20 protein-coding genes, 1 tRNA gene and 2 pseudogenes are annotated in these 19,944 nt (G+C 64.6%); 7 read left to right on the forward strand and 16 right to left on the reverse strand.

Features of this window, described 5'->3' with window-relative positions; translation table 11 throughout:
• Positions 1 to 244: 244 nt before the first annotated feature.
• Positions 245 to 848: pseudogene (locus AB0O52_RS04430) on the forward strand (transposase); the annotation flags it as partial.
• Positions 849 to 901: 53 nt separating this feature from the next.
• Positions 902 to 1,261, forward strand: coding sequence for a sec-independent translocase (locus tag AB0O52_RS04435; RefSeq protein ID WP_364533960.1), 360 nt, complete (start codon positions 902 to 904; stop codon positions 1,259 to 1,261).
• 4 nt (positions 1,262 to 1,265) lie between these two features.
• Here AB0O52_RS04435 and AB0O52_RS04440 read toward each other — a convergent pair whose 3' ends face one another.
• Entirely contained in the window at positions 1,266 to 2,987 is a 1,722-nt protein-coding gene (locus AB0O52_RS04440) for an amidase (protein ID WP_364533963.1), read from the reverse strand.
• Positions 2,984 to 4,030, reverse strand: a complete 1,047-nt coding sequence (locus AB0O52_RS04445) for an agmatine deiminase family protein (RefSeq protein WP_364533966.1) — start codon at positions 4,028 to 4,030, stop codon at positions 2,984 to 2,986. The genes AB0O52_RS04440 and AB0O52_RS04445 overlap by 4 nt, the downstream gene beginning before the upstream one ends.
• Positions 4,031 to 4,113: 83 nt before the next feature.
• Here AB0O52_RS04445 and AB0O52_RS04450 point away from each other — a divergent pair, with 83 nt between their 5' ends.
• Positions 4,114 to 4,746 (forward strand): TetR family transcriptional regulator C-terminal domain-containing protein, encoded by a 633-nt coding sequence (locus AB0O52_RS04450; RefSeq protein ID WP_364533969.1) that lies wholly within the window; start codon positions 4,114 to 4,116, stop codon positions 4,744 to 4,746.
• Between the two features lie 44 nt (positions 4,747 to 4,790).
• On the opposite strand, the gene AB0O52_RS04455 is transcribed toward AB0O52_RS04450, so the two are convergent.
• Positions 4,791 to 5,570, reverse strand: coding sequence for an SDR family oxidoreductase (locus tag AB0O52_RS04455; protein ID WP_364533972.1), 780 nt, complete (start codon positions 5,568 to 5,570; stop codon positions 4,791 to 4,793).
• 75 nt (positions 5,571 to 5,645) lie between these two features.
• A complete protein-coding gene (locus tag AB0O52_RS04460; RefSeq protein ID WP_364533975.1) occupies positions 5,646 to 6,263 on the reverse strand; it encodes a TetR/AcrR family transcriptional regulator in 618 nt (205 codons plus the stop codon).
• Positions 6,264 to 6,396: 133 nt separating this feature from the next.
• Between AB0O52_RS04460 and AB0O52_RS04465 the strand changes: the two genes are divergently transcribed.
• Positions 6,397 to 7,284: a ScbA/BarX family gamma-butyrolactone biosynthesis protein gene (locus tag AB0O52_RS04465; RefSeq protein ID WP_364533978.1), complete on the forward strand. Its 888-nt coding sequence runs from the start codon at positions 6,397 to 6,399 to the stop codon at positions 7,282 to 7,284.
• A 19-nt stretch (positions 7,285 to 7,303) separates the two neighbouring features.
• On the opposite strand, the gene AB0O52_RS04470 is transcribed toward AB0O52_RS04465, so the two are convergent.
• Positions 7,304 to 8,002 carry a ScbR family autoregulator-binding transcription factor gene (locus tag AB0O52_RS04470; protein WP_364533980.1) on the reverse strand — a complete coding sequence of 233 codons (699 nt, stop codon included), beginning with the start codon at positions 8,000 to 8,002 and terminating at the stop codon, positions 7,304 to 7,306.
• On the opposite strand from AB0O52_RS04470, the gene AB0O52_RS04475 reads away from it, so the two are divergent.
• Together AB0O52_RS04475 and AB0O52_RS04480 are read left to right on the forward strand one after the other, a co-directional pair.
• Positions 7,993 to 8,928, forward strand: a complete 936-nt coding sequence (locus tag AB0O52_RS04475; RefSeq protein ID WP_364533983.1) for an NAD(P)-dependent oxidoreductase — start codon at positions 7,993 to 7,995, stop codon at positions 8,926 to 8,928. The genes AB0O52_RS04470 and AB0O52_RS04475 overlap by 10 nt on opposite strands.
• 247 nt (positions 8,929 to 9,175) lie before the next feature.
• Positions 9,176 to 9,248, forward strand: a tRNA-Ala gene (locus AB0O52_RS04480).
• Between the two features lie 301 nt (positions 9,249 to 9,549).
• Here AB0O52_RS04480 and AB0O52_RS04485 read toward each other — a convergent pair.
• Genes AB0O52_RS04485 through AB0O52_RS04500 form a run of 4 tightly spaced genes read right to left on the reverse strand, consistent with a single transcriptional unit; the run spans position 9,550 to position 13,661 of the window.
• A complete protein-coding gene (locus AB0O52_RS04485) occupies positions 9,550 to 10,818 on the reverse strand; it encodes an FAD-dependent monooxygenase (protein WP_364533986.1) in 1,269 nt (422 codons plus the stop codon).
• A 45-nt stretch (positions 10,819 to 10,863) separates the two neighbouring features.
• Entirely contained in the window at positions 10,864 to 11,877 is a 1,014-nt protein-coding gene (locus tag AB0O52_RS04490) for an NAD(P)/FAD-dependent oxidoreductase (RefSeq protein ID WP_364533989.1), read from the reverse strand.
• Positions 11,878 to 11,884: 7 nt separating this feature from the next.
• Positions 11,885 to 12,787, reverse strand: a complete 903-nt coding sequence (locus AB0O52_RS04495) for an alpha/beta hydrolase (protein WP_364533992.1) — start codon at positions 12,785 to 12,787, stop codon at positions 11,885 to 11,887.
• Positions 12,788 to 12,845: 58 nt separating this feature from the next.
• Positions 12,846 to 13,661: an oxidoreductase gene (locus AB0O52_RS04500; RefSeq protein WP_364533995.1), complete on the reverse strand. Its 816-nt coding sequence runs from the start codon at positions 13,659 to 13,661 to the stop codon at positions 12,846 to 12,848.
• Positions 13,662 to 13,797: 136 nt separating this feature from the next.
• On the opposite strand from AB0O52_RS04500, the gene AB0O52_RS04505 reads away from it, so the two are divergent.
• Positions 13,798 to 14,421, forward strand: a complete 624-nt coding sequence (locus AB0O52_RS04505) for a TetR/AcrR family transcriptional regulator (RefSeq protein ID WP_309980536.1) — start codon at positions 13,798 to 13,800, stop codon at positions 14,419 to 14,421.
• 44 nt (positions 14,422 to 14,465) lie between these two features.
• Here AB0O52_RS04505 and AB0O52_RS04510 read toward each other — a convergent pair.
• The 7 genes and pseudogenes from AB0O52_RS04510 to AB0O52_RS04540 form a co-directional block, all read right to left on the reverse strand.
• Positions 14,466 to 14,585: pseudogene (locus tag AB0O52_RS04510) on the reverse strand (hypothetical protein); the annotation flags it as partial.
• A 72-nt stretch (positions 14,586 to 14,657) separates the two neighbouring features.
• Positions 14,658 to 15,470 carry an IS3 family transposase gene (locus AB0O52_RS04515; protein WP_364533998.1) on the reverse strand — a complete coding sequence of 271 codons (813 nt, stop codon included), beginning with the start codon at positions 15,468 to 15,470 and terminating at the stop codon, positions 14,658 to 14,660.
• Between the two features lie 38 nt (positions 15,471 to 15,508).
• Positions 15,509 to 15,835, reverse strand: coding sequence for a helix-turn-helix domain-containing protein (locus AB0O52_RS04520; RefSeq protein WP_364534001.1), 327 nt, complete (start codon positions 15,833 to 15,835; stop codon positions 15,509 to 15,511).
• A 361-nt stretch (positions 15,836 to 16,196) separates the two neighbouring features.
• Positions 16,197 to 17,108, reverse strand: coding sequence for a lytic murein transglycosylase (locus AB0O52_RS04525; protein ID WP_364534004.1), 912 nt, complete (start codon positions 17,106 to 17,108; stop codon positions 16,197 to 16,199).
• Positions 17,105 to 18,079 (reverse strand): anchored repeat-type ABC transporter permease subunit, encoded by a 975-nt coding sequence (locus tag AB0O52_RS04530; RefSeq protein WP_364534007.1) that lies wholly within the window; start codon positions 18,077 to 18,079, stop codon positions 17,105 to 17,107. The genes AB0O52_RS04525 and AB0O52_RS04530 overlap by 4 nt, the downstream gene beginning before the upstream one ends.
• A gap of 3 nt (positions 18,080 to 18,082) precedes the next feature.
• Entirely contained in the window at positions 18,083 to 18,844 is a 762-nt protein-coding gene (locus AB0O52_RS04535) for an anchored repeat-type ABC transporter ATP-binding subunit (protein ID WP_364534009.1), read from the reverse strand.
• Positions 18,841 to 19,929 carry a TIGR03773 family transporter-associated surface protein gene (locus tag AB0O52_RS04540; protein ID WP_364534012.1) on the reverse strand — a complete coding sequence of 363 codons (1,089 nt, stop codon included), beginning with the start codon at positions 19,927 to 19,929 and terminating at the stop codon, positions 18,841 to 18,843. The genes AB0O52_RS04535 and AB0O52_RS04540 overlap by 4 nt, the downstream gene beginning before the upstream one ends.
• Positions 19,930 to 19,944: the final 15 nt, after the last annotated feature.

Here is a 19,944-nt window from a genome sequence, read left to right on the forward strand (position 1 = left end):
CGGATCCACCAGTATCCGCGGGACGAAACCCGGAACGACACCACTCACTGCAACCCCTAACCATGGAAACATGCCTTAGATGCAGGAAACCTGTGGCGCTGAGGTTCGACGCAGCAAATCCAGATATACCGGGCGAAGACTCCCAAGCATGCAAAAGACGTCTGACCCTGGGAAAACGTCCGGTTCGTCTATGGAGGGACTGTAAGAAAAACGGTGTGTGGGGTCCGGCTTGATCCGAGAGGAGATGGCCGTGTCAGAGCCCACGACTGAGTTGGCAGGGGTGATGATCGATCCTGTGACGGGAGAGATCATCGATCAGAAGGAGCTTGCGGAACGGTTGCTCGCGCAGGCCAAGGAGCAGGGCGTGAGCTTGGTCGGCCCGGGCGGGCTGCTGAACCAGCTCACGAGGAATGTGTTGGAGACCGCGCAGGAAGCGGAGCTGACCGAGCACCTCGGGCACGAGCATGGCAAGACGCCGATCGCAGGCAACATGCGCAACGGCACCAGGTCCAAGACCGTGCTTACCGAGATCGGCCCGGTTGAAATTGAGGTGCCCCGGGATCGGGACGGCTCGTTCGAGCCGGTCATTTTGCCCAAGCGGAAACGGCGTTTGGACGGGATCGGCCAGATCGTGCTCGCTCTCCGCCCGGGGATTGACCACCGGGGAAATCGCCGCGCACTTTGAGGAGGTCTACGGGGCCAGAGTCTCCAAAGACACCATCAGCCGCATCACGGAAAGGGTTGTTGGCGAACTCGCGGAGTGGTCGGCCCGGCCTTTGGACCCGGTCTATCCGGTGCTCTTCGTGGACGCGGTCGTCGTCAAGGTCCGTGACGGGCAGGTGCGCAACACCCCGGCCCCCTGCCGCCCGGAGCGCCCGGGCGGTGGATTTAGAATGGAGCCATGATCGATATTTCGGTCGAGAAGGTAGTCCTTCTCCTGATCATTGCTGTTTTGGTCCTTGGACCAACCAAGCTTCCGGAGTATGCGAGGAAGCTGGGGCGGCTTATCCGCGAACTGCGGCGCATGGCCTCCGGCGCGCAGGAAAAGATCCGCCAGGAGCTCGGCCCGGAATTCGAGGACATCGATTGGCGGAAAATGGATCCACGCCAATACGACCCCCGCCGCATTATCCGCGAAGCCCTCCTGGAGGACGAGCCGGTTCCTGAGCCGGTTGTCCCCACCCCGGTCCAGCCTCCTGCCCGCCCGGTTGTGCGGTTGGCGGCCGGGCAGAAGGCTCCTTTCGACGACGAGTCCACCTGATCCTTTAGTCCAGGCGCGGCGTGCGCGGGGGGGCGGTGCGGCGCTCGCCTGTTGCTTCGAAGGCCGCTGCCAGGGCGAGCAGTGCGGTGTCGTCGTACGCGCGGCCGGCGAACGTGAGCCCCACGGGCATGCCGGTATCGCTCATGGTTCCCATCGGCACGGTGACCGTCGGGATCCCCAGATGCCGCGGAACGAGGTTGCCATTGGCCACCCAGACGCCGTTGCGCCAGCCGAGATCGGCTGAGGATTCGTTGACGTCCATGTCGGCTGGTCCGACGTCGGCGGCGGCCGGGAAGATGACCGCGTCCAGGGCGAGACCGTCCATCCATTCCTCAAGGTCCACCCGCCGGGTCTCTTCGAGTCCGCGAAGGCCTTCTTCGAGGTACGGGATGTCGGTAACGGAAGCAACCCGGTGAGCGCGGATGTGCGCCGGGTAGTCGGCGATGTCGTCGTCGAACCCGTCATAGCGGTCCGGAAGCGCGCCGTCCGGGTGCGGGAAGATCGTGGCGCCGTCGACGTCGGCCAGGCTGTTGAGCGCCGGATCGGCGTTGGCTGCGAGGAAGTCCTCCCACGCCCAGGCCGAGAGATCGACGATCTCCCGTCGAAGAAATTCCAGGCTCACCAGTCCGCGGGTGGCGATGGTGGGCGCGCCCGGGCGGTCGCCTTCGTAGTTGGACACCACGGGGAAATCCACCAACACCACGTCGGCGCCGGCGGCTTCGAGGTCCCGCCGGGCAGCCTCCCACAGTTCGATCACGGATTCGCGCGTGTGGATTCGCTGGCCGGTGGGTCCGCCGATGCCGGGAGTTCCGCTGGTACCGGCGTCGGGGTCCGCGTTGATGTACATGGCCGGCACCCCGAAGCGTTTGCCCTTCAGTGCCGAACGCGCACCGTCGACGCCGGCAGGTGCCAGTGCCGGGTAGGAAGCCGGACGGACCCGGGACGCTGCCGGGATCTCCACCCACGGTTGCGCGCGCCAGAAGTCGCCGCGGGTGTCGGCGTCGTCGGCAACAATGACATCGAGCAGTTCCAAGAGGTCTGCCATGGACCGGGTGTGGGGCACCACGACGTCCATCGTGGGGACCAGCGGCCAGTTGCCGCGCACCGAGATGACTCCACGCGACGGTGTGTACGCGCACAAGGCGTTGTTCGACGCCGGCGCGCGGCCACTGGACCAGGTCTCCTCGCCCAGGCCGAAGGCTCCGAAGCTCGCCGCGGTAGCGGTGCCCGAGCCGTTCGAGGACCCGGACCCGAAAGCCGCGGTGAGGAACTCGCCGTTGTAAGGGCTCTCGGCGCGTCCATAGACACCGCGCTGCATGCCGCCGTTTGCCATGGGTGGCATGTTGGTCAGGCCAATGAGCACGGCGCCTGCCGCGCGGAGGCGTTCGATGGTGAAGGCATCGCGTTGGGCGATGAGGTTCTCGAACGCGGGGGAGCCCGCGGCGGCCGTGAGCGCTTTGGCCAGGTAGCTGTCCTTGGCGGTGTAGGGAATGCCGTCGAGGGGTCCGAGGGTGGCGCCGCTTGCGCGGCGCTCGTCGGAGGCCCGGGCATCCGCGAGCGCGTCGGGGTTCATGACAACAAGTGCGTTCAGCTTGATGCCGTTGTGGTCGTAGGCGTCGATGCGGTCCAGATAGGCCTGCGTGAGTTCCTCGCTGGTTGCCTCGCCGGCCTCCAGTGCGGCGCGCAACTGCGCGATGGAGGCCTCGACGACGTCGAAGCGGCTCATCGTGCGGCCTGGCTGTTGAGTTTGGGCTGCTGTTGGGTGATGCAGTGGATTCCTCCGCCCCGGGCGAGGATTGGCCGGGCGTCCACGGTGAGGACGCGGCGGCCCGGGTAGGCCTCCGCCAGGATTTCCGCAGCCAGGGCGTCGGCCCGCTCCTCGCCATAGCCGCACGCGATCACGCCGCCGTTGACCACGAGGTGGTTGACATAGCTCCAGTCGACGAATCCTTCCTCGTCGCGCAGGGTTTCAGGCGCGGGAAGCAACGTGATCTCGAACGGCTTGCCCGCGGCGTCCTGCTGGGTTTCGAAGAACCGCTGGAGGGTGCGGCTGACCTCGAAATCGGGGTGCCCGGGATTGGTCTGCGAGTGCAGGAGGACCCGGCCGGGGGAGGGGAGTGTGGCCACCATGTCGATGTGGCCGCGCGTGCCGAGGTCCTCGTAGTCACGCGTCAGGCCCCGCGGTACCCACACGGTGTGGGTAGTGCCCAGCGTGCGTGACAGTTCCGCCTCCACGCGTGCCTTGTCCGCGTAAGGGTTTCGGCGTGGATCCAGCTGGACGGTTTCGGTGACCAGGACAGTGCCTTCACCGTCGACGTGGATGGCGCCGCCTTCGTTGACCAGCAAGGAGGTGACCAGTTCCGCACTGGACGCTTCGGCGACGAAGCGGGCCATGCCGGCGCTCTTCTCCCATTCGGACCAAGCCGGGGCGCCCCAGCCGTTGAAGATCCAGTCGACTGCGCCGAGCACGCCGGGACGCTCGTCGTCGACGACGAACGTGGCTCCGACGTCGCGCATCCAGAACTCGTCGAGGGGAGCCTCGAGCTGTTCGATTCCGGCGCCGAGCATGCGGCTGGCCCGCTCCCGTTCACTGGGGTCTACCACCATGGTGACGGGCTCGAACTCGGACACTGCATGGGCGACGGCGGTCCAGGCTGCGTACGCTTCTTCCGCCGAAGCGGGGTCCTTGCCCAAGGTCAGGCCAGTGCGGGGGAACGCCATCCAGGTGCGCTCGTGGGGTGCGGTTTCGGCTGGCATTCTCCAGGCCATGGAAGTCTCCTCCGTGTTTTGAGGTGAAAATTCTTGTTGATCGCGTGATCAATAAGAAGAAAACTACTTTAGACTGTTGTGTGATGTCAAGCACCATACAGAAACGCGCTGCGCGGAAGACGCCGGCCGAACGCGCGGCCGAAATAGCCGAGGCCGCCAGGGAAATAGCGCTTGAGCAGGGGCTTTCCGCCATCACCCTGCGCAACGTGGCAGCGCGGGTGGGTGTGGCCTCGGGGCTTGTTGCGCATTACCAGCCCAATGTGGAGGCCCTCGTGGCAGGCATCTTTGCGACCATCGTGGCGGCGGAGACCGAGGAGGTCGCCAGCCTTCTGGAGAGGCGGCCGACTCCCGTGGAACAACTCGGGATGCTCCTCGAAACGCTCATGGACGGGAGCCGCCTCGATGTCACTGCCATCTGGGTTGAGGCGTGGACCCTGGGGCGGCGGAACGAAGCGCTCGCAGCCTGCGTCCGTGAGCAGATGGATGCATGGCAAGCGGTGGTTCAGCGCGTCGTCGAAGCGGGGATCGACGCTGGTGAGTTCGAGACGTACGACGCTCCGTCAGTCGCCTGGCAGATCCTGGGCATGGTGGACGGCCTGAATGCCCAGGCACTGGTGCGCTGGGACGGCGTCAGCGACCGCGGTACGCACCTGGCCCGCGCAGTGGAAGGCATGGTAGGTGCGGCCCGCGGTTCGCTGCTGCCTGGCGGTGTCTAGCGCACTAGGAAAGCTCGCTTGCGAAGGCTGGGAGCCGGTGGGGACTAGTTGGCCGGGCGCACGGCCCGGCCCGCGGCCGCGATCACCAGCTTCTCCGGGAGCAGCTTGACGGCAACCCGGGCAATAAAGGAGTTGAGCCGGCCATCCACGACGCTCGGCTTGTTCCCGCGGATCGCGGACATGGCGGTGTCCACAACCTGCTCCGGGGTCCGCATGGATCCAGCGGTTGCGGCCTCTCCTGCGATTTCAAAGAAGGGCGTGTCCGTGGCCCCCGGGCAAACGGCGAGCACTTTCACGCCTGTGCCTTGTGTCTCTGCCCATAGCGCCTGGGTGAACGAGAGCACGAAGGCCTTTGTCGCGCCGTAGACGGCCATGTGGGGTATCGGCTGGAACGCGGCCGTACTTGCGATGTTGATAATGGCCCCGGCGCCGCGCTCGACCATTCCGGGCAGGTAGCGCGTAGAGGTGCCGACCAAGGTGGAGCAGTTCAACTGGATTTGTTCGACGTAGCGGTCAGCGTCTGCATGGAGAACTTGTCCGTGTGTTCCGAATCCCGCATTGTTGACCAGGATGTCCACTTTGAGCCCCAGTGCCTCTGTGGCGAGGTGGAGTTCCTTCCCTGAATCCGGCCGGCTCAAGTCCATTGCCAGGACAGTCACTTCGGTGCCGTGCTCGCGGAGTTCGCCGGCAAGCGCGTCAAGTTTGTCCTGGCTGCGGGCAACCAGAATCAAGCGTGCGCCCTCGGCAGACAGCCTTCGGGCGAAGACCGAACCAATGCCCGTGGACGCTCCAGTGATGAGGGCTGTTTTGGCTGAGATGTTCATTTCTACTCCTAATAAACTGACTGTGCGGTTTGTTTTTTGGCAAGCGTCGAAGACTTTGGCACGTGGTGTGCTGCGTTACTGGGTGGAGATGAACTGCTGTTCGAGGAGTTGCAACAGGAGCGCCGCGCGTCGTTCGAAGGCATCGAGATCTTTGGGGTCAAGGGCGTCGGTGACAGACTTCAATCCGTCGAATGCGGCCACAATAACGGTAGCCGCATCGCCGGGATCCCCTGGAAACGTCAAGACTCCGCTGGCGCGGCCCCGTTGAAGGATGCCGGCCACGAGGTCCACCCACGCAGCGAGGGGGGAGGCGCCGCCGGGGTGCTCTTTCGAGGAGGCCAGTCGATTGGCCAGGTGCACCACTCCCCACGCGGATGAGTCGCTCAGGACTGTTCTAACCATGAACTCCCCGAGATGGCGCAACTCCTCCAGCGGATTGTTCTTGCTGAGAATTTCCTCTTGCACGCGACGCAGCCAACGCGCCTTTTGCTCGTCGACGACGGCCTGGGCCAACATCGCTTTCGAGGGGAAGTGGAAGTAAATGGCTCCCTTCGTCAGTCCGACTTCGCGGATGATGTCGTCCATCCGGGTCTGCTCGAAACCCTTGCGCGCAAAAACGTCCGCGGCAACCCGAAGGATCTCATTCCGGGTGGCCGCGCCCTTGGGCGTGCTGCCTGTGTCGCCAAACTCCATATTGCCAAGCTACAAACCGACCAGTAGGTATGTCAATCACCGGCCCGGCTTGCCGATAGTATTTGGACATTTAATGGAGGCGCGACAGCAGCGACGATTCATCTGGCAGATCCTGGGAGGGGTAGGGGAACCAATGCGCGATGAAGCGCTCTTCGAGGCTTCCGTCAATCGGGAGCTCGTTCATAAGCGTTCCGTTTCGGAAGTCTTCTTGACTGACTTTGTTCAATCAAGTTCCAGGCGTTTCGTTGCGGGAGCGCAATGGCCGCGATGGCACGTATTTTATGGATCCCCGGACGGTTCGCCGGATTCCGCCCTGATGGCTGAGACGTTGAGGCAGGCCGTAATCTTCCTGTCCCATTTGTGCGGAGTGCCTCTCACGCACAAGTTCCTCATGCCGCACATGAGCATCTCAGTGGAACCGGCGGTCTTGGATCCCCTGGTGCCCACGCAGGTTGCTGTGGAACTTGACGTCAAGGATATGAAGCTCAGCGGAGGACAGCTGTCGGCCCTGACGGTGTCTGCGCGGTTCGTTGTTGACGGCGCTCCCGTGGGGGAGGGGGCGGCGGCCGCCCGCATTGTGAATCCGGCGACCTATGAGCGATTTCGCGGGGCGGTCCCTGCCGGGTCGGCCGCCGCTGCCGAAGACTTGCTGGAGTGTGCCGACGTCGGGCATGCCACCCAACGGAACGTGATGCTCGGGCAAAGCCGGAGCCCGTTCGTCTGGCCGCTGCGGGTCGATCCAACCCACCCGATCTTCTTTGACCATCCCCTGGACCACGTGCCGGGCATGCTCCTGATTGAGGCGGCGAGGCAAGCTGTGCGCGCCGCGAGTTCCAAACCGGATGCCGATTTTGCCTTGTTTGAGGCGGAATTCATCAAGTTGGTCGAGTTCAGCTACCCAGTGAATGTCGCTGTGACACAGTTCGAGTCAAATAGTGCCGATGCGGTCATGAGGGTCCGGTTGTTGCACAAAGATGAGACCCTCATGTCCTTGTTGGCCCGGGTCAAAACCCCGCGTTGATGTCAAAGCCCGCGTTGATTCAGGGAGCGCCTGGGCCTTCCCGGTCAATCGGCACAAGGGCCGGCATCATGAAACGCCACATGTCGTCAATCCGTTTGAGAACGTCGCGTCGTTCGGTCAGCACGTTGGAAACCATCTGGACCCCTGTGAAGGACGCAACCAAATACCGTGCGAAGTCTGCCGCGTCAACGTCGGGCCGCACGTCACCCTCCAGTTGGGCTTGGCGCGTCAGCATCTCCATGGTTGTGACCCAGTCCTGGTAGGGACCTTTGACGTCTCCGTTGAACGCCGAAGCTTCAAATGTCAGCCGGATTCCAGCCCTGACGATTGGCTCGTCAAGCAGCTGTTGCCCGAAGGTCCGGCACATGGCGATCATGGTCTCCAGCGCCGGCAGTCCGGCGGCGGCGATCTTCTCCCCGGCGACACGCACGATGTTGTGCTGTTCGGCGATGACGGCCAACGCCAGGTCTTCCTTCGACTTGAAATGGAAATAGAGCGCGCCTTTAGTGACCGAAGCGCGGTCAGTGACGTCGCTTAGGCTTGCATTCCCGTAGCCGACCTCTTCAAAGATCGACGATGCACCCTGGATAACTGCCGTTCGAGTGGCTTTGGCACGTTGTTGCATGATCCGCGTGGAGACCTCTCCGGTTTCTGCGTCCGTGATACTTGAGTACATGAAACTGACGGGCCTGAAGATCGGTGGAGTCCATGTCAACATGTGTTGACCATGTTCCCCGGGTCCTGGTCCTGGGTTCGTCTGGTTTCATTGGAAGCCGGGTTGTAGCCCCACTCGCCGGATCCGGAGGGGCGCACGTGGTGGCGCTCTCACGAAAACCGGCTGCAGGACTACGAAACAATAACGCTACCATTGCGACCGCCGACATTTCCGTACCTGGGAGCCTGACCCGCTTCCTCGCCGATACCGATGTTGTCATCCATGCCGCATCATATGTGGGTTCCGAACCGCGTCTTGCCTATGCGATCAACGAGGCCGGCACCGGCCACGTCGTCGAGGAGTGCCGGCAAGCCGGAGTTGCCCGGCTGATCTATGTCAGCACCTGCAGCGTTTACGGAAGCGGCCCCCACCGCGGCATCCTTGAATCCGGAGCCGGCTATCACCCGGCCTCCGTGGCCAGTGCCAGCCGTGCCGTCGCCGAACAGCTGGTTCTCGGCTACGGCGGCGAAGTGGTTCGTCCCAACCTCGTGTTCGGCGCCGGGGACCGCTGGTTTGTTCCGGGACTGCTCAAACTGATGAGGGTGGCTGAAGGGTGGCCGGGGGATGGTTCGGCGCTGCTTTCGCTTATCGGTGTGGAGGCGCTGGGAAGGCTGATTTCCGGGCTTGCGTTGGCGCCCGGCCAACCCGGACACGTCTTCCATGCCGCGTATCCGGAACCTGTTCGGGTGTCATTCCTCTTGGAGAGCGTTGCCCGGGTGTTCGGAGTGGAGTACCCGAAATTCCTGGGAGATGACGAACGTGCCCGCTCGGCCTTGCGCGCTGCGGGATTCAGCGGGCATCAGATTGACTTGGTGACGAAGGATCACTGGTATTCCTCTGAAGGTCTTTGGCGGATCTCCGGGCGGGAACCGGAGGCGTTCAACAGTGCTCTTGGCGAATTTTCTTCCGCCTACCAAGTTCCGCGTTAGTCCGCTCCACCCTAAACCGGTTGAACGGTTTGTTTAATGGCCCGTCAGTCTCTACACTTCAATGCAGTGGCTCGTTGTGTTTGCGGCAACAAGTTAAAGGGCAGTAATGGGGGGAGGTGCGGCCGAGCAATCGACCGCACCTCATCTGTCCTGGTACCGCCGGTGTTCGATTTCCTATCTCACATCGTTGTGGTTTAGTATTGACGAGTTGCTCCGGCGGGGATCGAAGTCCCTGCGGGCAAAGTTTGGGGCTGTGGCGCAGCTGGTAGCGCACCTGCATGGCATGCAGGGGGTCAGGGGTTCGAGTCCCCTCAGCTCCACTCTGGAGGCCTTATTCGAAGCATGGACCAAGTTCATGCCGTCGAGTAGGGCCTCAAGTTTTTGGAAATTGAGAGAGCCACCCGGTTGAACTGGTCCCCGAAAGTTGGACTCTCAAATTTGTGAGGTCTCCACTTTAGCGGCCAGCGACCGGCTCTTCTGAGAAGGCTCCGTCCCCACGTGGGACGGAGCCTTCTTCGCGTGGCGGTAATGCCCGTCGTCAACGGGTGCTGTCGGCGGGCGTGTTGGCTGGCATATGCCTCTCTATGTGCTCAGGTCGACACGGTCCGCACCGGGTTGGCCTCACGCTGCAGCGTCGGCGATATCCAGACTTTTCATCTGCACGCCCGCGCTGTTGGTCCTTATCTTGGCGAGCAACCGGCCGGCGATCGGCAGCCGGGCGAGGCGGATCATCGCGGACCGAAGCAGCAACTCGGCGCGGTTGCCTGGGGTGAAGAAGCTGCGCATGTTCACACCGCTGCCGAGGTGGTGGGCGACGAACGGGCGCAGGTGGTCCTCCCAGTCCTGCAGCGCTCGTGGCACGTCGTGCGGGTGGCGTTCGAGCATGGTGCCGAGCAGGTCGGCCCCGGCCAGGCCGGTGGATGCCCCCATGCCGGAGTAAACGGTCAGGCACCACGCGGCATCGCCAACGAGGACGACTCGGCCACGGTGCCAATGGTCGAGGTGAACCTGCTCGGCGGAGTCGAACAGGTGGTCCGGGGCCTTCTCGAACTGATCGAGCAGCCAACCGAGCGTGGAGCCGGTGGGCTCGGGGCCGTAGGCGGCGCGCAGCGAGTCGATGGCCGGCCGGGTGAACTCGGCGTCCACGTCGTCGGTTCGGTAGGAGAGCAGCACCGTCGGCGGGCGGTCAGCGAACGGGAACACCCAGGCTGATCGGCCCTCCTCGGCCAGGATGAGCCCGTCTTGCGGGCGGTAGCCAGGTACCGCCCCGGGCAGGCTGTACGCGGCGATCATGTAGTTCATTGGACGGATTGGGCTCTGCTCGGGTTCGAACGCAAGCCGGCGCACTGTTGAGCGCAGTCCGTCTGCCCCGACCACCAGGTCGAACCGTTCGACGGTGGCCGTCTCCGTCGTCAGGTCTCGGATTTCTACGTCCACCCCGTCGAGGTACTGCTCCAGCGCGATCGGCACGGTCGAGTACCGGATCTCCACTTCGTCGGGCAGGGCGTTGAAGGCTGCGTCTTCGATGTCGCCCCGCAAGACGAGGCGAGACCCGCCGAACACGTCGGCGTAGCTTAGACCGGGCCGGCGTCGGCCCTTGCGGTCGACTTCGTAGCTCAAGGCTTCCGGAGCGACGCGATTCGGTACGGCATCGGCGATGCCCAGTCGTTCGGCGGCGGCGAGCCCGGTGCCGAACAGGGCGATGAAGTATCCGCCGCGGCGCCGCTCGGGGGCCTTCTCCAGCACTACCACGTCCCAGCCCGCGCGATGCAGTCGCAGCGCGGAGGCGGTCCCGCTGATCCCGAGGCCGACCACCAGGGCCCGCTGTCGCAATGTCATGTTCTTGTCCATGGGATTGGGCGCGTCGAACGTGTCTTCAGCAGCAATCATGGGATCTCGTACCTTTCGGGAGTGGTGGTTTCGACGCCGGCGCGTTCAGACATGGGGTGTCGGACTTGGTCCAGCCGCGTGCAGGGCCGCGTCGGTGTCCGCTATGGCCAGCATCCTGTTGATGTCGGCTCCGGCCAGTGCGCCGGCCGCTGCGGAGGCCCCGACCTGGGCGGTCAGATCAGTGGCGTTGCCGGCCACCCACACCCCTGGCACGTCGGTGATGCCGGCCGTGCCGGAGGCGAAACTGCGGCCCTTGTTCGGCAGGTCCTGCACGGGCAGGTGTAGACCTCCCAGGCCCTGGGCGCGGATCTGCAGTTGCGCAAGGACCGCGAGGATGCGGCGGGCCACAACCTGACCGTCGGCCAGGCGCACCCCGGCGAGAGCGCCCTCCTCGCCGTTGACGACCTCGGTGACCGGGGTGTCGATGACACGGATGCCGCGGGCGGCGAAGCGGGCGCGGTTGTCCTCGTCCAGCTCGGTGCCGTCCGTGAAGTAGGTCAGGTCCTCGGTCAGCTGACGGTACAGATACGCGTGGGCGATGGAGACCGGACCGGTGGCGAGGATACCGATGGGTTCGTCGCGGACCTCCCAGCCGTGGCAGTACGGGCAGTGCACCACGCTGTGCCCCCAGTGCTCGGCGAGGCCGGGCACGTCCGGCAGAACGTCGGTGAGGCCGGTGGCCACGAGGATGCGGCGGGCGGTGATGCTGCGGCCGTCGGCGAGGGTGATGGTGAACCGCAAATCCCCGTCAGCTGAGGGGGCGGCAGGCTCAGCCGTGACTACCTCGCCGAGGACGATGCGTCCGCCGTAGTGGCGCACGTGCTCCCGTCCTCGTCGAAGGATCTCGGAGGGCGGAGTGCCGTCTAGGGCGAGGAGGCCGTGCACGGCTTCCGCTGGCGCGTTGCGGGGGTAGCCGCTGTCGATCACGACGACCGAGCGGCGGGAGCGGGCGAGGATCAGAGCGCCGTTCAGTCCTGCGGCGCCGCCTCCGATCACCACCGTGTCGATAGTGCCTTCGGCCAGTTCGTCGCTCGTGAATGGAGGAGTCGTCTCAGTCATGGTTTGGTCAGCCTTTCGGGTTCTGGACGGCCATTGGGTTGGTTTCGCCGCGAGGGTCAGGTGAGCCACTCGCCACCCATGTCGCGATCCGTTCCGCGATCGCTTCGGGGGCTTCGATGTGCAGGAAGTGGCCGAGGTTGGGGACGATCGCGCGCACGTGCGGTACGGCGTATCGATGCCGGTCGTCGACGTTCGGGGGGAGGATGCAGTCGTCGTCTGCGCCGTGGATGTGTAGCAGGGGCACCGTGATGGGGTGGGAGAGTCGGCGTGCAGCCTTCAGCATGCCCAGGCGAGTCATCGCCCGGTAGTACTTGAGGGGCGCGGGAAAGCTCGCTCCGAGGTGCTCGTGTAGCTCCACTTGGAGAGCCGGGTCGAGCGTCAGGCTTGGTGACCATTGACGCCAGAGGCGGTCGATGAGGGCGAAGTCGCGGGCTCGGGCGATCATGCCGCTTCCGGGAAGCTGGAAGAAGGCCATGTACCAGCTCCGGCGGAGCTGGGCGGGGCGAGGCCGGCCGATGAATGTGAGGGGGTGGGGGATAGCGAGCGTGACTGCGCGTTTGATGCGCTCCGGCGCGGTGACGGTGGCGTCGTACGTGATGAAGGCGCCCCAGTCGTGGCCAATGAGGTCCACCTGGCGCCGGGGAGACCACTGGTCGATCAGTGCGACCATGTCGCCGGTCAAGGATGCGAAATCGAATGGACCCGCGGTCGGGGACGGGGTGTAACCGCGAAGCCAGGGCGCGAGGACGTAGCGACCCTGGCGGCCGAGTTCGGCGAGGAACGCCTTCGCCGTCGGCGGGTGGTCCGGGAACCCGTGCAGGAAGATCGTCGGTTGACCTGTGGGGTCACCGCCCTGCAGAGCGTGAAAAGTGCCATGCGGCAAGTCGAAAGTGACGTGTTCGAAGTCCATATGTGTTGCGCCTGTTTCGAGGTTGGGCGGAGAAGAGATGCTGGTGCTGGCTTCGGTGTCAGCCGGCCAGTTGGTTGAGCTTCCGGATCTGTTTGTCGAAGGCGCGCGAGGGCACGAACCGGCGCAGGACGCTCACGCGTCCGGCCATTGAACCGGCGGTGTACCTGGGTGCGGGCTTGGAATCGGTGGAGGCCGCGACGATCACCTTTGCGACAACGTCGGGGTCGTCGGCGGTACGTAAAGCGGTGGCCAGTACGTCTCGGGAGATCTTCCGCTGTGCTGCGTAGACCGGCAGGGGTAAGTCCGGTGCCAGGCTGCTCGCCTCGAAACTCGTGCTTGTAAAGGCCGGCTCGACCAGCAGCACCCGGACGCCGTGTTCGCGAAGCTCGTGGTCGATGGACTCCGAGTAGCCCTCGACTGCGTGCTTGGTGGCGGCGTAGCTGGCCATGAAGGGGGCCGGAATCAAACCGAGTACCGAGGAGACGTTGACCACACGGCCACTGCCCTGGGCGCGCATGTGGGGCAGCACTGCCTTTGTCATCCGCATCAAGCCGAAGACGTTGATGTCGAAGACCTCCTTGGTCTGATTGATCGAGCTTTCCTCTCCGGCGCCGACTGCCCCCACGCCTGCGTTGTTGACCAGGACGTCGATCCGACCAAACCGCTCGATCACCTCCTCGACCAGGGAATGGACAGATTCGTCGCTGGCTACATCGAGATCGAGGAACGACACCCCGGCAATCGGGCTGGCGTTCGCGGCGTTGCGGCTCGTACCGACCACCGCGAAGCCGGCGTCCACGAAGGCTCGCGCTGCCGCCCGTCCGATCCCAGAGGAAGCGCCCGTCACGAGGGCTACCGGGGAAGTTGTCTGCATGTTGATTCCTTCGTCTATAGGCGTGACTTCGCCTCGCCAGATGTGGGGGGAGACGTTTGTGTACTGAACAGTCAATAACGCTAGAGGGTTCTGTACTGATTTGTCAATTACGACAGTTTGGTTCTACCTTGTATGTATGGCGAGACCACGAACCTTCGACCGCGACCACGTTCTCCATGCCGCCGAGCGGCAATTTCGTGAGTCGGGCTACAACGGCACGAGCGTCGACGACATCAGCGCAGCCACCGGCCTGGGCCGTGGCAGTCTCTATGCCGCTTTCGACGGTAAACACGGTGTGCTGGTGCAAGCGATGGCCGGATACTTCGACCGGCTGGGAAACGTTGCGCCGAAGGTGCTTGCCGGCCCGGACGAGGGCGCACTCGAACGCCTCCACGGCTATCTGCTCCGCGCCGTCCACGGGGTGCCTCTTGCCGACGATGTGTCCCCAGCTTCCGACCGGGCGGCGGCTGCTTGCTTCGCGGGCAAGATGGCTCTGGAGATCGGCGCCTCCGACGCCGAGGTGCAGCGCCTTGCTGCCGAGTGTTTCGCTGTGCTCGTTATGGCGGTGGCCGAGTGTGTGCGCGCGGCGCAGCGCAACGGAGACATCGACCCGGACGCGGATGCTGAAGATCTTGCATACCTCTTGCTGACCGTTATCCGCGGGACCGACGTCGTCGGTGCGTACGGCCACGGTCCTGCCCGCTTGACCCAGATTGCCGAGAGCGCGTTCGCGTTGCTGCCACGCGTGAGCCGCCGCTGAGGAGGGCGCAGCTGAGCTGCTGAACGCAACCCGGCGTTATACCAGCGGATGTATTCGTGCAGCGCTGCTGCCAGTGCCTCCGTGCCGAGGATTTGGACACGGTGGAAGAGCTCTTCCCTGAGGTGTCCAAGGAAGTTCTCTACGACGGTTTGTGAGATCTTCACTTTAGGGGGCAGTGGATCGGCTCTTCACGGAAAGGCTCCGTCCCCAGACACACCGGAATGAGGCGACATGCTCTAGGCCGCCAGGGCCTTAACGCGGTATTGAACGGGGCTTAGGCCGTTGAGCTTGGTGGAGATTCTTTCGGTGTTGTACCAGTGGATGTAGTCGTGCAGCGCGGCCGTCAGTGCGTCGGCGTTGAGGAATCGGACGCGGTTGAAGAGCTCTTCTTTGAGGTGCCCGAAGAAGTTCTCTATGACGGCGTTGTCGTAGCAGTTGGCTTTGCGGGACATCGATTGGACCGCGCCGGCGTTCTGCAGGAGTAGGCGCCAGAGCCTGTGCTGGTATTGGAATCCCTGATCGGAGTGCACGAGTGGTTTCTGCCCGTCCTTCAAGGTGGCTAAAGCCTCGCGCAGCGAGGCATTAGCCAGCTCCAGATTGGGAGAGCTTCCAATGGCGTAGGAGATGATCTGCCGGTCGAAGAGGTCCATGACCGGCGAAAGGTAGAGCTTCTGGTCACCCACGCTGAACTCGGTCACATCGGTAACCCACTTCTTATTCGGGGCATCCGCGTCGAATTGGCGTTTCAGCAGATTCGGCGCAACAACGCCCTGCTCGCCTTGGTAAGAGCTATAGCGCTTTTTCCTCCGGACCTTGCAGACCAGCCGCAGCGAACGCATCAGCTTCAGCACGGTCTTCTTCGCGATCTTCCAGCCTTGCTTGGTCAGCTCGGCGTGGACGCGGCGGTGCCCGTACCGGGCCCGGCTCTTCTCGAAAATTTCTGTGACAGCGGCCTTCAGGGAGGCCCTCGGATCGGGGCCTTGGAAGCGGGACTGGTGGTAGAAGAACGTGGACCGGGGTAATCCCGCGACGTCCAGGAGAATTTCCAAGCGGTGTTCAGCCTTGAGAGCGATGACAGCGCGGACCTTTAGCGCTGTTCCTCGTCCCTCAAGGCGTTTACTTTTCCCAGGAAGGCCACCTCTGCGCGAAGGCGTTCATTCTCTCGGCGCAGTCGCTCTACCTCAGGCTCAGGTTTCCTTGCTGTCCCGGGATTCGTCTTCGGGCGGCCTTTCGGCTTGGGCCGCAGCCCGTCCTCGCCTTCGGTTCGGTATTGTCGCGCCCACTTCTCGAGCAACAGTGGAGAGGACAGCCCAAGGTCTTTCGCCAAGGCGACTTTGGGCTCACCTGCACGGTATCGCTGGACAGCATCAAGTTCGAACTCAAACGAGAACACCGGTCGTGTTGGCTTCGCCACCAGCGTCGTACCTCCGCGCGTCCGCCATCGACCATACAAACGTTTGATGGCACCTCTACCTACTCCGAGTCGGGTCGCTACCGCCCAAGCACCCCAACCCGTTTCAAACAACGCTACCGCGGCCTCGCGCTGCTCCTCGGACAACGAACTTCTTCCATGCATAAAGCTGCTCCCTAAAAGTCAGAACTGATTTCTCAGTCCAACTTTCGGGGAGCAGTTCAGGTTGGGTGGCTCTTTTGTTTTCTCCGCCGATTTCGGCGTGGATCTTCTGGGAGTGTTGGCGGATCTTGATCGGACCGCGGCGTCAGGATCCGGCAACGGCGTCTCACCGAGCTGTCCGGTCGATCGTTCGGCCCTCCGTTCAGCGAATGTTGGCGTAGTGGCTGGCGGCTTCGGCGACGCGGTTGTTGTACTCGATGGACGGGTTGTAGGCGCTGATCGCGATGATCCAGTTTGCGGGCTGGGTGAGGTCGCCGCCTGCGGTGCAGAGGTAGGCGGCGGCCGTGAGGGCGGCGTCGTCGATCTGGTTGATATCGGCGGTGCCGTCACCGTTGCCGTCCTGCGCGTACCGAGTCCAGGTCGCGGGGAGGAACTGCATGGGGCCGACGGCGCGGTCCCAGGTGGTGTCGCCGTCGAGGCGCCCCTGATCGGTGTCGGGAACCTTCGCCAGGCCGCCGCCGTTGAGCGGGACGCCGATGATGGTCGGCGAGGCGACGCCGTTGTCGCCGATCCGGGCGTTGTGCATGGTGCCGTTCCCGGATTCGACGAGACCGATCGCGGCGAGGGTGTTCCAGCCGAGCCCGCAGGACGGATTCGTTCGGGCCGTCATGATGGCGGCTCCCGCGTAGGCGGTCAGCGCCCGTTCAGGGATGTTCGCGGACTTGGCGGTCCGGGCCACCCATGCCCGGTCCGCAAGCTCTGACACCGCCGTCGACGTATTCGTGTCCGCCGCGCCCGTGGCTAGTGTGGTGGTGGGCGGGACTGGCTGTGGGGTCGGAGCGAGCGGCGTGCTCGTGGGCGCGGGGCTGTTCGACGGCTCGGCGCCCGCCGAGGCACCAGTCGGGTTAAGTGCGGCCGCGACGAGAGCCCCGGCCCCGAGCGCCGCCAGCAGCACGGTCGCGGCCGGCAGGAGCCAGGGATGTTTGATCGCCCGCGCCGCCGAATCCGGTGCGTCGGGGGTGGCGGGGTCGGGTTGGATTAAGGTGTCGAAGGTATCGAAGGTGTCGAAGGTGTCGCGGGCGGAGCGCCTGCCCGTGCTTGTTGGGTCGGTCATGGGCGGGCTCCGTTGTTCAGGGGTTGATGATCGGGCTCGGGGATACCCACGGCGTTGGTGCCGGGCGCAGGTTCACCAACCGCACCAGCCGATGTGGCGGCGAACTCGCTGCGGCGGGCAAGACGGCGTCGTGCCTTAGCGATGAGGCCCTGTCGGGGCCCGAAGAACCAGGCGATGAGGAATGCGGCGGTGAGGACAAGGACGATGGTGCCGCCCGTGGGAAAGTCGCAGGACCACGACAGGTACAGGCCTGCCAGGGCCGAGACCCCGCCGATAGTCGGGGCGAGGACCATCATGATCCCGAGCCGGTCTGTGAGCAGGCGGGCGGTCGCGGCAGGCGTGATGAGCAGTGCGAGGACGAGGATGTTGCCGACGGTCTGCACGCTGATGACGACGGCGAGGGTGACGAGGACATAGAGGACGAGGTCGAGCCAGAACACCTCTATTCCGAGGGCGCGGGCGCTCTCGCGGTCCAGGGAGATGGTGACGAACTCCTTGTTCAGCAGGAAAACCACTGCGAGCACGATCAGGCCGGTGATGCCGACGACGTAAAGATCGGAGTCGGGGATGCCGGTGATCGAACCGAACAGGAACTGCGGCAGGGAACCGGCATAACCAGGTGCCTGGGAGATGATGACGATACCCAGAGCGAAGGCGGCGACGAAGAAGACCCCGATGATGGAGTCCTCTTTGAGCCGCCGGTTCTGTGAGAACACGGCGATGAGCGCGGCAGTGAGGATGCCGGCGATGGTGCCGCCGAGCACGAGATTGCCGCCGACGACGAACGCCACGGCCAGGCCGGGGAACACGGCATGGGCGACGGTGTCTCCGATGAACGCCATTCCGCGCAACACCACGTAGCAACCGATGACGCCGCAGACGATGGAGGACATCACCGCGACGGCGAGGGCTTTGGACAGGAAAGCGAGATCGGGGTTGAACAGGTCGGTAAGGAAGTCGAGAGGGGACATGGGTCACACGGCTTTCAGGATGCGCAGCAGGGCGGAACCGGGGCCGACGCCGAAGGTCGCCATCCACAGGGCAGGGTCGGCGGCGAGCCGGGCGGGGATGCCGGTGGCGATGACAGTGCGGTTCAGCAGCGCGATCCGGTCGCAGGTGTAGAGCGCACTGGCCAGGTCGTGGGTGGTCATCACCACGGCCCGGCCCTCATGGGCCAAATCGGTGAACAGCTCGGAGAGCAGTTCCTGGGTGGGCATGTCGAGACCGGTGAAGGGCTCGTCGAGCAGCAGCAGCGATGGGCGGAGGGCAAGAGCGCGGGCGACGAGTACCCGTTGGCGCTGCCCGCCGGAAAGTTGCCCGACGGGCCGGTCGGCCAAATCTGTCATTCGGACCCGGTCCAGGGCGTCGGCCACCGCCTCCCATTCCGCCTCGCCCGGGCGGCGGAGCAGACCGAGCCTGCCGGTGAGGCCGCTGGCGACGACGTTCGCGACCGAGATGGGGAATTCCCAGACGAACTCGTGCCGTTGCGGCACATATCCGACCGGGGTGCGGCCGGGCCGCGCGGTCTTCCCGTCGACCGTCACGTGACCGGCGGCGGGGCGCAGCAGGCCGAGGATGGTGCGCAGCAGCGTGGTCTTGCCGGCCCCGTTGGGGCCGATGAGGCCGACGAGCTCGCCGCGGTCCACGGCGAGGTCCGTGGTCGTGAGCACGAGCCGTCCGCCGAGCTCGACGGAGACATTCTCCACTGCGAGGGCCGGAATTCCGATGGCGTTCATCGGGCCTCACCACTGTCGATGCCCGCCTTATCCGGCTCGTTCGCATCCGCGGCCTCGTCAGCCGTGGTGCGGCTCGTGCTGGTGGCGCGGGAGGCGAAGATGCGTTTCTTGGCCCGGTTGCCGCGCACGATGACGATCGTGAACGCCACCACGAGGGCTGCCGCGACGAGCACGATCAGGCCGATGAGGATCGGCACCAGTGCGCTGTTTGCCGGCTCCGAGCTCGCGGCTCTGTCGGACGCACTGGCGTTGCCTGACTGGGTGGACTGTGGGGTGGTGCTGCGCCCGCTCGGGGTGGCCCCGTCCCATGTCGCGGCCAGGGCTTCGGCGGGGGAGGTGGCGGTGCCGACCGCAAACCGGATGATTTGCGTGTCAGTGACGTGGGAGCCATTGCGGAGGTCGGCGTCGGCGGTGAGGCGGAGCAGGTACACGCCGGGTTTGGTGAAGACCCAGTTGGCGTGGGTGTGGGTGTTCACGTCCACCCACGCCGGTTGCGGATCTGGCTTGCGGGAGTCGAACAGCACTTGCGGTTCGCCGAACGACCCGGACTGGAGGTAGGTGGTCACGGCGCCTGGCCCCTGCACGCCGGTCAGCGAAAGGGTGACCCCGCGATCGATAGACTGCATGACCTCGGGGTCCTGTGTGTTCCAGCCCAGCCACACGACGTCCGGGTTCTGGGTCTGCGGCACGACCCAGACCGGTTCGCCGGCTTTCGCGCCGACGAACGCGTAGGCGGGGTCGTCGGGGACGGTCATCTTCGCCTCGTCTTGCACGTGCAGCACGGTCTCGTCCGGATACCGCCACACGCTGGTGGCGTTCGCGTCGGCTTTGGCGACGTCGTCGTGGATGAGGAATGTCCATTTCCCGTCGATGAACTTCGGGCCCATGTCGACGTGCCCGGCGTAGAGGGTCCGCTCGCCGTGGACGACTGCCATCTTCGCGTCGAGGGCCTGGTTCAGGTTGGGGTCGTCTTTGTCTCCGGCGAACACCGCCGTCGGGGCGGTGCCAAGGCTCAGTGCGAGTGCCGCGATGCTGGCGGACAGGGTACGTATTGCGCGTCCGCGGGGTGGGGTGAGGGTGGTCATCGGTGGGGTCCTTCT

This window comes from Arthrobacter sp. NPDC080073 (assembly GCF_040686575.1).
GTDB lineage: Bacteria > Actinomycetota > Actinomycetes > Actinomycetales > Micrococcaceae > Arthrobacter.